This window comes from Gordonia sp. YC-XJ4 (assembly GCF_059511865.1).
On the sequence record NZ_CM183447.1, the window covers coordinates 955,547 to 968,362 of the forward strand.

Below are 12,816 nucleotides of genomic sequence, written 5' to 3' on the forward strand. Positions count from 1 at the left end.
GACTCGAATTTCGTTGTCGTGTCACCGCGACGTGATGAGGGGTTATGAACACCATGAATCGCAAACACCGGCATCGCCCGCCGCAGTCGGCGCAATCGATTCTGCAGCAGATCTCCCAGGTCGTGCACAATCCGGATCGGGAGCGATTCGAGCTCTGGGTTGCGGGCGATCTCGTCGGCGTCCTGGGTTACTCGATCGAGGAGAAGGACGGTCAGCGCACGGTGACCGTGCTGCACACCGTCCTCTACGACGAGTACACCGGCCACGGTCTCGGCACGCGGCTCACCCGCGGGGCCCTGGCATTCATCCGGGATCAGAACGCCCGCGTACGCCCGGTGTGCACATTCACCAAACAGTTCCTCGACGGCCATCCCGGCATCGTGCCGATGGCACCGGTCTGAACTGTGCCGATGGCACCGGTCTGAACTGTGCCGATGGCACCGGTCTGAACTGTGCCGATGGCACCGGTCTGAACTGTGCCGATGGCACCGGTCTGAACTGTTAGCTGTAAGAGGCAAGCACGTTACTTACGCCGGTCGGCAGCAGTGACGCTGGTGGTTCTCCGTCGGCGGCGCTGTGTGGCCGGTGGTAGTTGTAGTGGACGTTCCACACGCCAAGGGCTTCTCGGCGTTGGTCCTCGGAGATCCAGGTACGGGCGTAGAGGAACTCCTCGGAGATGATCCGGTTGTGGCGCTCTACTTTCCCGTTGTGGCGTGGCGTGTAGGGCGTGATCCGCTGATGCCTTCCAGGGCCTCGGTGTAGGCGAGGCCGGGAGTACCCGTCGATGGCGGAGTGCAGGTAGACGTAGCCGCCGCGCTCCGACTTGCCTTTGCGGCGCGCAACCTGTCGGGCGCGGTCGCTGTTCTTGCCGTGGGTGCGCCAGCCTCCGCCGTCGGGGATGCGTCCGACCTTCTTCACGTTCGATGCGGACCATGTGCCCGGGCCGTTTGGCGACGAACTTCTGTGGCTTGCGGCTGTTCTCGCCATCGGGGTCGATGAACCGGCGATGGTTGAGGCCGAGCACCGCGAGGTGGCGGGTCACTGTACGGCGACTGATCGTCAACCCGTCCATCTGGAGCTCGAAGGTGATTCCAGATGCCGACCATTTGTGGACGCGCGGTCGACCGGGCCGAGCTCTCCAAAGCGCCGGTACCGGTTGACCCACTTCGAGGCCGTCGCACGGGAGATCCCCATCTCGGCAGCGACGTGCGCGATCGGCCTGGTGCGAGTCCGTTCAATCAGTCGTCGACGACCTTCAAGTGTCAGCGGGGCGTTGCGATGCGATACGTGACGGTCAATCGGACACCTCAACGGCACCGAACAGAACGAGCCCCGCTCCCGTACCCTCCTGGTGGCCACGGGACGCCCGCGTCAGGTCGTTCATCCGCTTCACGCGCTCAGCAGCTCTTCCGCCTTTCGTCGGATCGCGTCGAGTACCTGGCGAGTCGTCTCTTGCTGGGCCTCGTCGATTCCCTCGACAAGGCCGCGGGTCACTTCGGTTACCGCCGCTCGCGTGGCGGCGAGCTCGTCGGCTCCCCTCGCGGTCAGCACCTCGCCGCCGTCGACCAGTCCTGCGGAGCGAAGCTCGTCGAGCACGACCTCGAGGTCGTCCGGGTTTGCCTTGAGTCCTTCTGCCGTCCGCTCCCGCCAGTTGTTGCCCGGCCTCGCAGCACTCACGGCATTGAGGACAACCCAAGCCGAATAGCCGGGGATCAGGGTTGACGACAAGGCCCGGGCCAGAAGCGCACGCAAGGCGTTCTCGGTAGGTCCGATCACGGTGGGCAAGGGGCGCGCAGATGACATCAGTTCTCCTAAGATGTTGGTGTAACCAATACTGTATTGGTATCACCAACAGGAGGCAACGCCGTGCCGCCAGATCTCACCTCCCTGCCCACTTGGATTTTGAGCTCGGCTGCGACCAGGTCGCACCAAGTGCTTCTGGCACTGCTTGCAAAAGAGGGCGTCAACGGGTACGAGTATCGGTGTCTGTCGGCGCTTGCCGCTGCTGACCAGCTGAGCCAGACGGACCTCGGCGCAGCCGCGGCCCTGGACCCCCGAGACGTCACTCACACCGTCCGAGCACTCGAAGACCGCGGCCTGGTCTCCCGTGCCAAAGATCCCAGCCATGGGCGCCGTCAACTGGTGTCGCTTACCAGCGATGGCCAGCGGACGGCCAAACGCTTGGCTGACACCATCGTCGAGGTCCAAGATGCCGTGTTCGGCAACCTGACCCGGAAGGAATGCGCCACGCTCCTTGCCCTTCTCGAGCGCGTCGCTCGGCCCTGAGCAACTCCAGGACGTCAACAACCTCCTGGCCGGCAACAGTTAGCCGTAACGCCCGGGCGCCTCTCTTATTGGTTAGGCTACCCTGACCTCGACACCGACGTTCGAGGAAAGGGGCCGTTTCCCATGGCCGAGACCACACACAAGGCGCCGTCGCGCGGGTGGCAGGGGGCGGTTCTCAAACTGCTGCGTGCCGACGATTACGAGTTCACGGTCACCAGCACCGAGAAGATCACCGAGCACTACATCCGGCTCGGATTCACCGGCGGTGGTGTGCTCACCGATCGGCCCGTCCATCCCACGATGTGGGTGCGGCTGTGGTTCGAATCGAACGGCAAGGCCCATCAGCGTGGCTACACCCTCGCCGACCCGGATCCGGCGACCGACAGTTTCTTCATCGAGTTCGCCGTCCACGACGGTGCGGCACTGCGATGGGCGCTGGCCGCCAAGCCTGGTGACACCATCAGCGCCACCTTCATGGGCTCCAAGTTCGCGATCCCCGAGCCCGCGCCCGCCGGTTGGCTCGTCGCCGGCGACCCGGCGTCGCTTCCTGCGATCAACTCACTCCTCGACGCGCTCAGTGCCGCGTCGGGACCGCAGGTCGGCGCGACGATCTGGTTCGAGTACTCCCACGACGACGACCGTGACCTACCGGTTCGGTTGCGTCCGCAGGACACCATCCACTGGATCGAGCGGGGCGCCGACGGGAGCGCCCTCGTCGAGGCGGTGCGTGCCGCGGCTACCGCGAAACCCGACCATTTCGGTTGGGTGGCACTCGATTCGGTGAACACCCGGGTCGTCGCCGAGGTGTTCCGCACCGGATTCGGGCTCGGCAAGAAGCGTGTCAAGGCGTTGGCGTACTGGCAGGTCGACGCGGCCCCGTCCTGATCATTCGCCGGCCGGGACAGGCGAGGCCGGACGGATGACTTCATACGGATGAATCCCGCCCATCCCCACAAACCGGGCTTGGGTTTGACGCCGTAGGCAGGTTAGCCTTTCCTGAACAGGGGCTTCGGGGGAGTGAAGGTCCTGCTGCCAGGACAGGAGCACGATGGTGACGCAGGGGTACGGGACACAGGGGCACGGGGCCACATCCGGCTATCCGGGTCAGGCATACGAGAGCCGCGGTTTCGATGCGCCGTACGGGGACGACCAGCCGACCGAGCAGCACGCAGCCGCGGCCGCAGAGATCGCCCCGGTAGAGCCGGAGGGCCAAGATCCGGAGGGCCAAGATTTGGAAGGCCCAGACGAGGACGTGTCGGGCGGCTCGTCCCTCAACTGGCCCACGGTGCTGGCGTCGGCGGGTGTCGCCGCGGTGATCTCGGCACTCATCGTCACGATCGGGGTGGTCGGGTTGCTCCTGGTCGACAACCGCAACGGACTGCAGAACACGGCCGCGCAGCCGACGGTGGTGAACCTCGGGGGCGCGCAAACCGCGCAGGCACCGGCGGCACCGGGTGCAGCGGCGCCCTCGGCACAGGCGCCGGCAGGTCAGGTGCCCGCCGCGGCTCCGACCGAGGCCGTCCCGCCGGCGGCCGGTGCCGTGACCCCGACCGCGGTGGCTCCCGCGCAGCCGGCTGCACCGCAAGCCGGCGCACCGCAGGCCACCGCGCCCGCGGCGGTCACCCCGGCGGCACTGACGCCGGCGCAGTTGACCACCAAGATCAAGCTCGTGATGAACACCGGCGCACCCCGCGCCACCCGCGCCGCCGAACTCCAAGGCGGTCAGCAGGCACTGACCTCGGTCGACGCCGTGTCGAGGTTGTTGGCCGCATATCCCAATTCCGGGTTCAGCTATCAGATCATCGGCCCGGTGACCGTCAGCGGTACCACGATGAATGCGCAGCTTCAGATGTCCTTGGTGGGCAACGGGTCTCGCTACAAACCGATGAGATGGCTCTGGCTGGACGGCAAGTGGAAGCTGTCCAACGAGAGTGTCTGCGGCATCGCCTCGTACGCCATGATCCCGTGCTCGGTGTGAGCGCCGGAATGGCCAGGATGCGGGCATTGCTCGGAGTATTGATCGCCGCCGCGGTGATCATCGGACTCGCCGCCTGCTCGTCGCCCGACGAGTCGGATTCCGGTGGCTCCGTGCAGATCAACCTGCCCGACGGCCGGTCGGTGACGATCCCGCAGACCCCCACGCGGATCGTCACCCTCGGCGGGCAGTGGACCGATGTGCTGCTGTCGTTCGGGCAGAAACCGGTCGGCTACTACGACGCGATCCAGGCCACCGCCAAGCAACTCCCGCCGTGGTACGGCACCAAACTCGCCGACTCCACGCCGCTCAACCCCAACGGCGACATCGTCGCCGATGTGGCCAACCTCAAACCCGATCTCATCGTCGCGCCCGGATTCGCCTCCATGAGTGGGGTTTTCGACAAACTGACAAAGATCGCGCCGACCATCGACAAGATCAGTGGGGCGCAGGTCGATCCGTGGCAGGACATGGTCACCCTGATGGGCACCATCCTGCACCAGCCGGACAAGGCCACCCAGATCATCTCCGGCGTCGACGCCAAGATCAACGCCGTCGCCGCGGAGTACCCGGGGCTGAAGGGTAAGACATACTCGTTCGCCTACATGTATGGGTCCGACCAGATCTCGGTCCTCGGTGACCCGCAGGACGGGGCCGGCAAACTCTTCACCTCACTGGGACTGACGATGGCACCCCGGCTGGTGCAACAGAGCACGACGACCGGACAACCAAGATTCCAGATCAGCGCCGAGAACCTGCCGTGGCTCAACTCCGACGTCCTGGTGATGGCCACCCAGTCCGACGCCCTGCGCACCCGCCTCGTCGGGCTGCCCGGATACCGCAACCTCACCTCGGTGAAGACCGGCGCGGTGTCGATGATGGATCAGGTACAGATCACCGGACTCAACGAGCCGTCACCGAACGCCACCGTCTACGTCCTCGACCGGTTGCGTCCGGCGTTGGCCCGCGCGGCGGGGCAGTAGAGCCTCCGAGACCAGCGGTCGGGAATCCCTCAGCTGTCCGGGATCACCGACGCGACGGCGATGCCGGTGGCCCGCCACCGCGCCAGGGTGGCCCCGCGTGCCGCCACCGGCGTCGAGAGCAACACGGCGAATGTGGACGGGGGATCGGCGAAGTCGCGGTAGTGATCCCGGTAAAACACCAGTGATCGCGCGAACCAGGCGAATGTGTCGTCGGCGTGCGGCAGCACGTGCTGGGCGTCGGTGAGCACGGTGAGGAATCCGGTGATTCCCGCGGGCTGATCGAGGTCGCGCATGCAGTCGTCGAAGGCGTCGGCGTTGCGCCCGAAATGGTCGGGGAATCGCCAACTTCGAGCGAACTCGTCGAACACATCGGGGCGAGTGGTCAGTCGGGTGCCGGTGATCACCCGCACTCGGAAACCGTCCGGTCGGGGCACGTCGTCGGTGGTGGCTACGTCATCAGGGCCCACGATCAACCCCACCGCCGGTCCACGCCCGGCGGCGCCGATCAGGAACTCGCGCAGCGACACCTGTTGTGTTGTCATGTGTTCCGCGTCTTCATGAAGTCGGGCCCCTGATGAGTACGAAGGTCTGATAGTGGTCGTCGGTGTACCAGGCCGATCCGTCGCTGCCGGTGACGATGCGCTCCGCATCGCGGGATCGGCCCGGCTCCTTCGGGTTGACGTCCCATTCGCGGTAGGTGATCGCCTTTCCGGATGACGTGGTCGACGGTAGCCGACCTTCGTTGTTGCGGAACACGATTCCGCCGCGGGTACCCGGTGCGTTGGCCGCCGCAGGCCATGTGCCCGCATCGATGAGCGCCAGGGTCTGGCGCACCCGGGCGGGAACCCGGGTGTTCGACGGGGCAGATGTGGACGAGACCCCCGACGACGAGGCCCCCGATGACGAGGAGCCGTCGTGGGAGTTGTCGATCACCCATGTCACGATCACGACGACGGCGATCACCACCAGTGCCGCCGCGGAGATCACCGCCTGCCGCCGACGCCGAGCGGGACTCGGGCCGGCCGCGCCGCGACCTCTCGGCCCGCCGGTCACGACGACGTCCGTGGTTCGATGTAGCGGTAGCGGTGGTGCAATGCGAAACCGCGTGCACGATACCAGGTGCCGGCGATCCGGTTGCCGGACTCGACCTGCAGGTACGCGCGCGCGGCCCCGTTCTCGGCACCCCATTGCCGCAATCGTGTGAGCATGGCGTCGCCCAGATGTTCGCGGCGTCGCGCCGGATCGGTCCACAGCGCCGTCAGGCCGAGCATGCGTGTGCCGTCGGGTGATTCGGTGACCGCGCCGCGCCCGATCGCGATCGGTCGGCCCGCATCCTCGATGGCGGCGAAGGTCACCGGCGCGTCGTCGAGGGTCGCGCCCAATACCGCTGTGGCCAAATCGATGTCGGTGTCGGGACCGAGGTAGGCCCGGAGCCAGTCAGGGGTCGGGGTCGATCGCAGGATGACGTCCGGGTGTTCGGGGAATGGGTGATTGGTGGTGGGCCCGGCGGTCAACACGTGGATGACCGGCGATGCGGGCACACCGTCGACCCCCGGTGGTACCGGTCGTTCAGGTGTCGCGATCAGCGTCGGCAGATCGCGGGCGGCATACCAGGATTCGATGGCCGATCGGGTGGCCGGGTCGAGGCGCGCCGAACGGTCCAGGGCGATGGCCGAATTGGCGCGCCGGGAGATGCCTGCACCGGCCCGCACCAACCAGCCCTCGATCCACGCCTGCTCGGTGCCGGGCCAGGCTGCGGCCGCGGCGTGCTCGAGGGCGCGAATCTCGCTGTTGCGCACAGGAACCGCCGACAACACCCGCAGCGAGGTGATCGCCGCGCGCGGAATCTCTTCGACGGTGCCGTTTCGGTCGAGTCGAACGGGGTCCCCGTCTTCGACGAGAAACCCGGTCACGTCCGATTGGGTGGGACCACCGGAGCGTGCCGGAGCCGGGTTGGGCCAGTCGCGCCAATCGGCGGGAGTTGCCTCGCCCAACAGATAGCGCACCACGACGCGGTCGCCTCGGTATGCGCCGAGGTCGGGTCCGTCATCGCCCACCGCCATCGCCGGAATCAGTCGTCGTCGTGGCCGAAGGGGTCGGCCTGCTCGCCGGGCACCCAGGTGAGTCCGGGCACGCCCCAGCCATTGCGTTTGATGGCCTTCTTGGCGGCGCGGGCGTTGCGGCCGACCAAGACGTCGACGTAGAGGAAGCCGTCGAGATGACCGACCTCGTGCTGCAGCATCCGCGCGAAGAACCCGCGGCCCTCGAGGACGACCTCGGCGCCCGTGCGGTCGACTCCGGTGACCCGCGCCCAGTCGGCCCGCCCGGTGGGGAACTGCTCGCCGGGCACCGACAGGCAGCCTTCGTCGTTGTCGTCGGGGTCGGGCATGGTCTCGGGGATCTCCGAGGTCTCCAGCACGGGGTTCACGACCTCGCCGCGACGCCGAGTCGTCGACAGCCGGGACTCGCCGTCGGGGCAGTCGTAGACGAACATCCGCTTGCCGACCCCGACCTGGTTGGCGGCCAGGCCGACACCGTTGGCGGCGTCCATCGTCTCGTACATGTCGTCGAGCAGGGTCACGATCTCCGCCGAGGGTCGTCCCTGCGCGTCGAGTTCGACCGGCTCGGTCGCGCGATGCAGGACCGGTTCGCCGACAATGCAGATCGGGAGGATTGCCATGCGGGACAGATTACTGTGCGCGAATATTCGTCGACCGTCGGTGACGGCGGGCCACGGCGCGGCTCGGGGACGGGGTGAGCGGGGTCGGCTTCCCCCGCGAGTCACACCACCTCGGCCGGTGCCGTGCGTGGTTAGATATTCACGAACCACACCGCTGTGATTCTCGATGGCCGGCTCGTCGGAAAGTGCGCGGTGTGAGGTGTTGCAGCGAGATCTTCGAGGGAGCGAGATGGACGGCGCAGCAGCGCGTGACCAGAAGCAGCAGAGTGATCGGCCGGATTCGGTGACCACTCCCGACGATGGTGCGCAGGCGGTCGACCCCAATGCGGTCGGACCCGACGGTCTGTCGCGCCGCGAACACGACATCCTCGCCTTCGAGCGGCAGTGGTGGAAGTACGCGGGGGCCAAGGAAGAAGCGATCAAGGAACTCTTCGGACTCTCGGCGACCCGCTATTACCAGATCCTCAACGCCCTGGTGGATCGTCCCGAGGCGCTGGCCGCCGACCCGATGTTGGTCAAGCGGCTGCGCCGGCTGCGGGCATCCCGGCAGAAGGCGCGCGCGGCGCGTCGGCTCGGGTTCGAGATCACCTAGCGGCGGCGGCAGCGTCGCGGGCGCACCGGCCGATGTGCGTTAAGGTCATCGGTGATGAATGCTGATCGCGAGTCGAACCGCCTGCCACTGCGGGCCGGGGCCATGGTGCTCTTTGCGGTCGCCATCGTGTTCGTGGCCCTGGGATGGCATCACGCGGCGACGTCCGGCGACAATCCCGAAGCCCAGTTGCAGGCCGCCCAGTCCAGCGTGCCGAGCACCACGAGTGCCCCGGCGAGCACCTCGTCCTCGGCGGCCGGCAACGCCCGGATCTGCGTGATCAACGCGGGCACCGTCACCGGGCTGGCGACCGAGGTCGACGAAGAACTCAAGGGCAAGGGCTTCACCACGATCGGCATCAATGCCCAGAGCAACTACGACGGCGGCTTCTCGCAGAACACCGTCGTGTACTCGTCGCCGGCGCAGAAGGACCAGGCCGACAAGATCGCCCAGGCCCTCGACAACGATTACACCGTCGACTCCCGCGCGAACCTGGGGAGTTCCTTCAGCAGGTGCGTCGGCGGTATCGCCGTCGTCGCGGTGCAGCGATGACCCGGCACACCTCACCCGGGAATCCCGGGCACCCCCGATCAGGCACTCGCACCGCCGATCCCGCATACTTCAGTGCCGAGGCCCACGGCATTGACCCCGGCACGAGTGCCGACATCTGTGCCGGCATGGGTGCCGGTGTCCCATCACACATCACTCGAGGAGCGAGATGACCGTCAATTCGAAAGCAGGCTCTGCGACCATGCGTGCCCTCGCGGTGCTCGCGTCGGCGGGTGCCGTCGGGTTGGCCTTGGCGGCATGTACTCCCAACGAGCCGACGACCAGCGAGAAGGGCACCACCCCGGCTGTGCAGACCGGCGACCAGGCACCCCAGGGTGGTCTCGTGGACGCCGACAACATCCCGGCCAGCGGTGGCCAGACCGAAACCGCCTCGCTGATCAACACCGACGGGAAGAGCATCGGTGAGGCCGTCTTCCGGCCCAACGGCTCCGCGCTCGGTGTCACCGTCACCGTCAAGGCCGGCAGTGGTATCCCCGCCGGATTCCATGCGATGCACATCCACTCCGGCAGCACCTGCACCACGGCCGACAAGTTCGTCTCGGCGGGCGGCCACCTGCAGGTCGACGGTCACACCGGTCACCCGTCGAGCGGTGACCTTGTGTCGATCAACATCCTGTCCGACGGATCGGGTTCCACGACGACCTCGACGTCGGCGGTCGACCTGTCGCAGATCGCCAACAAGACGATCATCATCCACGAGAACGCCGACAACTTCGCCAACATCCCCAATCGGTACACCTCCAACGGCCAGCCCGGCCCGGACGAGGAGACGATGAGCACCGGTGACGGCGGGGCGCGTCTGGCGTGCGGTCAGATCTCGGCGGCGCAGTAAGTCTGCCGCCACAACCGGCGCCCCTGGACTGAACTGATGCCGGTCAACACCCTCATCGGATTCCGCGGTTCGCCGACCCCGACGCTCGGGGTGGAGTGGGAGTTCGCGTTGACCGACAAGGTCACCGGCGATCTGTCCAACACGGCGGCGGATCTGTTCACCGAGGTCGGCGCACGGTTCCCGGGGTTGGACGGCAAGGTGCACAAGGAACTGCTGCGCAACACCGTCGAGCTCGTCACCGGCATCTGCAACACCACCGCCGAGGCGGTCGCCGACCTTTCGCACACCCTGGACGCGGTGCGCGGCGTGGTCGACGAGCTCGGTGTCGATCTGTACGGCGCAGGGACTCATCCGTTCGCCGAATGGTCTACGCAATTGCTCACCGAGGGGCATCGATACGCCGAACTGATCGAACGCACCCAGTGGTGGGGTCGGCAGATGCTCATCTGGGGTGTGCACGTACACGTCGGTATCGACCACCGCGACAAGGTGTTACCGATCTTGTCGTCGTTGCTCAACTACTATCCGCATCTGCTGGCGTTGTCGGCGTCGTCGCCGATGTGGGCGGGCCAGGACACCGGCTATGCCAGCAACCGCGCGATGATGTTCCAGCAGTTGCCGACCGCCGGGCTGCCGTTCCAGTTCGAGAAGTGGAGCCAGTTCGAGGCGTTTGTCGCCGACCAGAAGACGACCGGGATCATCGACCACATCAACGAGATCCGCTGGGACATCCGGCCGTCACCGCACCTGGGCACCATCGAGGTACGGGTGTGCGACGGGATGACCAACCTCACCGAACTCTCGGCGGTGGTCGCGCTGATCCATTGTCTCGTCGTCGATCTCGACCGCCGGCTGTCGGCGGGCGAGGAACTCCCGCAGATGGCGCCGTGGTTGGTTCAGGAAAACAAGTGGCGCGCAGCACGTTACGGCCTCGATGCGATCGTCATCCTGGACTCACGTTGCAACGAGCGGCTGGTCACCGACGATCTCGCCGACCTGTTGGTCCGGCTCGAGCCGGTCGCCGCCGACCTGCGATGCCTCGACGAACTCTCGCAGGTCGCCGCAATCGCGGAGCGCGGCACCAGTTATCAGCGGCAGCGGGCCGTGTACTCACAGACCCACGACATGCGTGACGTGGTGGCCTCGGTGGTGTCGGAGCTGGAGTGAGGGCTCACGTGAGCGCGTTCGGCGCAGCCAACTGGGGTCCGGTGCCCTCTCGTGCGGCGATCCACCCGTCGTGATCCCACTGTTCGGTGGCGCGCCGTCCGGCTGGGTAGTCCCAGTGTGATTCGCGTTCCACCTCGACGATTGCGCCCCCGGGACCGACGGTGACCCAGTTGTAGGTTCCGTTGGGGTGCATGTGTTTGGCCCACTGCACCACGATCTCGACGTCGGTCCCGTCGACTGTCCGCCAGGTGCGGGTCTGGGTGTCGACGCGCATCGGACTCAGGTGTCGCGCATAGCGAGGGTCGAGGGCGGCGAAGACGTCGTGCGCGATGTGCTCGGCCAGTGTCGGTGAGGGCAGAGGACCGGTGATCCCCGGCAGGATTGCTGCGACACGAGCGTCGCATGCCTCCGATGCGTTCCTCAACGGGATTGGTGCGACCTCGGTGCGATACGTCACCTGAGCCGGGGGCAGGAACGCAGGCTGCGCAGCCCGGCGCGGATCTCGCGGACCAGGATCTCGGGTTGTTCGAGCGCGGCAAAGTGCCCTCCGTGTTCGGCTTCGCCATAGTGAACGAGGCTGCGATAGGTGTCCTCGATCCACGTCCGAGGCAGGCGTGGGATGTCCGCGGGAAAAACGGTCACCGCGACCGGGAGCGTCAGCGTCGGGCCCGCGAAGCCGGCCGAGCCGTTCTCCCAGTAGATTCGTCCGGACGATGCCGCACTGTTGGTGAGCCAGTAGAGCGAAATCACATCGAGCATGTCATCGACGTCGAGGGCATCCTCCGCGAGTCCCTGATTGTCGGTCTTGGATTGGAACTTCTCGTAGATCCAGGCCGCCTGTCCGGCGGGGGAGTCCGCCAGTGCGAACCCGACGGTCTCGGGCTTGGTGCGCTGAAGGTGGTTTGACCCGCCGAGGTTGTCGGCGTAGAGAGCGAGGCTCTCCACGGCGCGACGCTCGTCGGGTGACAGGATCTCGGGAATCGTTGTGGGGAAGGCATACTGGGTGTTCAGGTGAATTCCGAGGAGCCCTGTTGGTGCCATGGCCCCGGGTTCGGTGGTCACGACCGCACCCCAATCACCGCCCTGCGCAGTCCATTCCGTGTAGTCCAAGCGCTTCATCAGTTCCGCCCACGCGTTCGCGATGTGTGAGACGTTCCACCCGGTCGTGCTCGGTTTGCCGGAGAACCCGAACCCGGGAAGGGAAGGGATGACGACGTCGAAGGCATCGGCGGCGTTCCCGCCGAAAGACTCGGGATCGGTCAATGGGCCGATCATCGCCAGGAAGTCCATGATCGAGCCCGGCCATCCGTGCGTCAGGATCAGCGGCATCGCATTCGCAACGGTCGATCGGACGTGGATGAAGTGGATGTCGAGCCCGTCGATCTCGGTCAGGAAGTGGGGGAACCGATTGAGCTCGGCTTCGAGGCGTTGCCAGTCGTAGCGGTGCTCCCAATGGTCGACCAGGGACCGGGCATTCTCCAGCCGAACCCCCTGTGACCAATCGCCAACCGTCTCCGGATCCGGCCATCGGGTCCGGGCGAGTCGGTGCTTCACATCATCGATCTCGGCATCGGAGAAGGAGACCGTGACCGGGCGTACGGCGGCCGCAGTGGTAGGCGGTGTGGTGGGTGTCAGTGCGGCCATGGCCATTCTCCTTGGGCGTCGAGGTGCAGTGAGATGTCTCGTTGCACACTGGTGTGCAACGTACTCCACTGCACACCAGTGTGCAAACAT

General features: G+C 66.4%; 16 protein-coding genes and 1 pseudogene. 9 read left to right on the plus strand and 8 right to left on the minus strand.

Annotated elements, in window-relative coordinates:
• The first annotated feature begins 53 nt into the window (after positions 1-53).
• A complete protein-coding gene (locus tag AC5ZH6_RS04190) occupies positions 54-401 on the plus strand; it encodes a GNAT family N-acetyltransferase (protein ID WP_026920356.1) in 348 nt (115 codons plus the stop codon).
• A gap of 100 nt (positions 402-501) precedes the next feature.
• On the opposite strand, the pseudogene AC5ZH6_RS04195 reads toward AC5ZH6_RS04190, so the two are convergent.
• Positions 502-1,299 (minus strand): annotated as a pseudogene (locus tag AC5ZH6_RS04195) (integrase core domain-containing protein).
• Between the two features lie 90 nt (positions 1,300-1,389).
• Complete coding sequence (locus AC5ZH6_RS04200; protein WP_006372409.1) at positions 1,390-1,803, minus strand: hypothetical protein; 414 nt, start codon at positions 1,801-1,803, stop codon at positions 1,390-1,392.
• A 129-nt stretch (positions 1,804-1,932) separates the two neighbouring features.
• On the opposite strand from AC5ZH6_RS04200, the gene AC5ZH6_RS04205 reads away from it, so the two are divergent.
• From AC5ZH6_RS04205 to AC5ZH6_RS04220, 4 genes are all read left to right on the plus strand, one after another.
• On the plus strand, positions 1,933-2,286 hold the full coding sequence (locus tag AC5ZH6_RS04205; RefSeq protein ID WP_006372410.1) for a MarR family winged helix-turn-helix transcriptional regulator: 354 nt from the start codon (positions 1,933-1,935) through the stop codon (positions 2,284-2,286).
• A 123-nt stretch (positions 2,287-2,409) separates the two neighbouring features.
• The gene (locus AC5ZH6_RS04210; RefSeq protein ID WP_006372411.1) at positions 2,410-3,171 is read left to right on the plus strand and encodes a siderophore-interacting protein; all 762 of its coding nucleotides are present in this window, start codon (positions 2,410-2,412) and stop codon (positions 3,169-3,171) included.
• A 163-nt stretch (positions 3,172-3,334) separates the two neighbouring features.
• Complete coding sequence (locus AC5ZH6_RS04215) at positions 3,335-4,264, plus strand: MTB12 C-terminal domain-containing protein (protein ID WP_006372412.1); 930 nt, start codon at positions 3,335-3,337, stop codon at positions 4,262-4,264.
• A 17-nt stretch (positions 4,265-4,281) separates the two neighbouring features.
• Positions 4,282-5,244, plus strand: a complete 963-nt coding sequence (locus AC5ZH6_RS04220; RefSeq protein ID WP_006372413.1) for an ABC transporter substrate-binding protein — start codon at positions 4,282-4,284, stop codon at positions 5,242-5,244.
• Between the two features lie 29 nt (positions 5,245-5,273).
• Here the strand turns inward: AC5ZH6_RS04220 and AC5ZH6_RS04225 are convergent, their stop codons facing one another.
• From AC5ZH6_RS04225 to AC5ZH6_RS04240, 4 genes are read right to left on the minus strand one after another with little or no spacing between them, the layout of a single operon-like run.
• Positions 5,274-5,786 (minus strand): barstar family protein, encoded by a 513-nt coding sequence (locus tag AC5ZH6_RS04225; RefSeq protein ID WP_006372414.1) that lies wholly within the window; start codon positions 5,784-5,786, stop codon positions 5,274-5,276.
• Between the two features lie 13 nt (positions 5,787-5,799).
• On the minus strand, positions 5,800-6,297 hold the full coding sequence (locus AC5ZH6_RS04230) for a guanyl-specific ribonuclease (protein WP_006372415.1): 498 nt from the start codon (positions 6,295-6,297) through the stop codon (positions 5,800-5,802).
• A complete protein-coding gene (locus AC5ZH6_RS04235) occupies positions 6,294-7,307 on the minus strand; it encodes an N-acetylglutamate synthase, CG3035 family (protein ID WP_006372416.1) in 1,014 nt (337 codons plus the stop codon). Before AC5ZH6_RS04235 ends, AC5ZH6_RS04230 begins: the two co-directional genes overlap by 4 nt.
• An 8-nt stretch (positions 7,308-7,315) precedes the next feature.
• Complete coding sequence (locus tag AC5ZH6_RS04240; protein WP_006372417.1) at positions 7,316-7,924, minus strand: peptide deformylase; 609 nt, start codon at positions 7,922-7,924, stop codon at positions 7,316-7,318.
• Between the two features lie 229 nt (positions 7,925-8,153).
• Between AC5ZH6_RS04240 and napA the strand changes: the two genes are divergently transcribed.
• The 4 genes from napA (at position 8,154) to AC5ZH6_RS04260 (ending at position 11,082) form a co-directional block, all read left to right on the plus strand.
• Complete coding sequence (gene napA, locus AC5ZH6_RS04245) at positions 8,154-8,516, plus strand: nucleoid-associated protein NapA (RefSeq protein WP_006372418.1); 363 nt, start codon at positions 8,154-8,156, stop codon at positions 8,514-8,516.
• 54 nt (positions 8,517-8,570) lie between these two features.
• Positions 8,571-9,065 (plus strand): LytR C-terminal domain-containing protein, encoded by a 495-nt coding sequence (locus AC5ZH6_RS04250; RefSeq protein WP_006372419.1) that lies wholly within the window; start codon positions 8,571-8,573, stop codon positions 9,063-9,065.
• Between the two features lie 166 nt (positions 9,066-9,231).
• Complete coding sequence (locus AC5ZH6_RS04255; protein WP_006372420.1) at positions 9,232-9,915, plus strand: superoxide dismutase family protein; 684 nt, start codon at positions 9,232-9,234, stop codon at positions 9,913-9,915.
• 36 nt (positions 9,916-9,951) lie between these two features.
• Positions 9,952-11,082 carry a glutamate--cysteine ligase gene (locus AC5ZH6_RS04260; RefSeq protein ID WP_006372421.1) on the plus strand — a complete coding sequence of 377 codons (1,131 nt, stop codon included), beginning with the start codon at positions 9,952-9,954 and terminating at the stop codon, positions 11,080-11,082.
• 4 nt (positions 11,083-11,086) lie between these two features.
• Here AC5ZH6_RS04260 and AC5ZH6_RS04265 read toward each other — a convergent pair whose 3' ends face one another.
• Both AC5ZH6_RS04265 and AC5ZH6_RS04270 read right to left on the minus strand, forming a co-directional pair.
• Positions 11,087-11,506: a hypothetical protein gene (locus AC5ZH6_RS04265; RefSeq protein WP_244421210.1), complete on the minus strand. Its 420-nt coding sequence runs from the start codon at positions 11,504-11,506 to the stop codon at positions 11,087-11,089.
• A gap of 29 nt (positions 11,507-11,535) precedes the next feature.
• Positions 11,536-12,726 carry an epoxide hydrolase family protein gene (locus AC5ZH6_RS04270; protein ID WP_006372423.1) on the minus strand — a complete coding sequence of 397 codons (1,191 nt, stop codon included), beginning with the start codon at positions 12,724-12,726 and terminating at the stop codon, positions 11,536-11,538.
• Between the last annotated feature and the right edge of the window lie 90 nt (positions 12,727-12,816).

What these genes read in the sequence shown, in the direction of transcription:
- AC5ZH6_RS04270 (WP_006372423.1), bottom strand. Translation starts at nt 12,726, where the DNA reads ATGGCCGCACTGACACCCACCACACCGCCTACCACTGCGGCCGCCGTA.
- AC5ZH6_RS04215 (WP_006372412.1), top strand. Translation starts at nt 3,335, where the DNA reads ATGGTGACGCAGGGGTACGGGACACAGGGGCACGGGGCCACATCCGGC.
- AC5ZH6_RS04250 (WP_006372419.1), top strand. Translation starts at nt 8,571, where the DNA reads ATGAATGCTGATCGCGAGTCGAACCGCCTGCCACTGCGGGCCGGGGCC.
- AC5ZH6_RS04235 (WP_006372416.1), bottom strand. Translation starts at nt 7,307, where the DNA reads ATGGCGGTGGGCGATGACGGACCCGACCTCGGCGCATACCGAGGCGAC.
- AC5ZH6_RS04200 (WP_006372409.1), bottom strand. Translation starts at nt 1,803, where the DNA reads ATGTCATCTGCGCGCCCCTTGCCCACCGTGATCGGACCTACCGAGAAC.
- AC5ZH6_RS04260 (WP_006372421.1), top strand. Translation starts at nt 9,952, where the DNA reads ATGCCGGTCAACACCCTCATCGGATTCCGCGGTTCGCCGACCCCGACG.
- AC5ZH6_RS04210 (WP_006372411.1), top strand. Translation starts at nt 2,410, where the DNA reads ATGGCCGAGACCACACACAAGGCGCCGTCGCGCGGGTGGCAGGGGGCG.
- AC5ZH6_RS04220 (WP_006372413.1), top strand. Translation starts at nt 4,282, where the DNA reads ATGCGGGCATTGCTCGGAGTATTGATCGCCGCCGCGGTGATCATCGGA.
- AC5ZH6_RS04190 (WP_026920356.1), top strand. Translation starts at nt 54, where the DNA reads ATGAATCGCAAACACCGGCATCGCCCGCCGCAGTCGGCGCAATCGATT.
- napA (WP_006372418.1), top strand. Translation starts at nt 8,154, where the DNA reads ATGGACGGCGCAGCAGCGCGTGACCAGAAGCAGCAGAGTGATCGGCCG.
- AC5ZH6_RS04240 (WP_006372417.1), bottom strand. Translation starts at nt 7,924, where the DNA reads ATGGCAATCCTCCCGATCTGCATTGTCGGCGAACCGGTCCTGCATCGC.
- AC5ZH6_RS04225 (WP_006372414.1), bottom strand. Translation starts at nt 5,786, where the DNA reads ATGACAACACAACAGGTGTCGCTGCGCGAGTTCCTGATCGGCGCCGCC.
- AC5ZH6_RS04255 (WP_006372420.1), top strand. Translation starts at nt 9,232, where the DNA reads ATGACCGTCAATTCGAAAGCAGGCTCTGCGACCATGCGTGCCCTCGCG.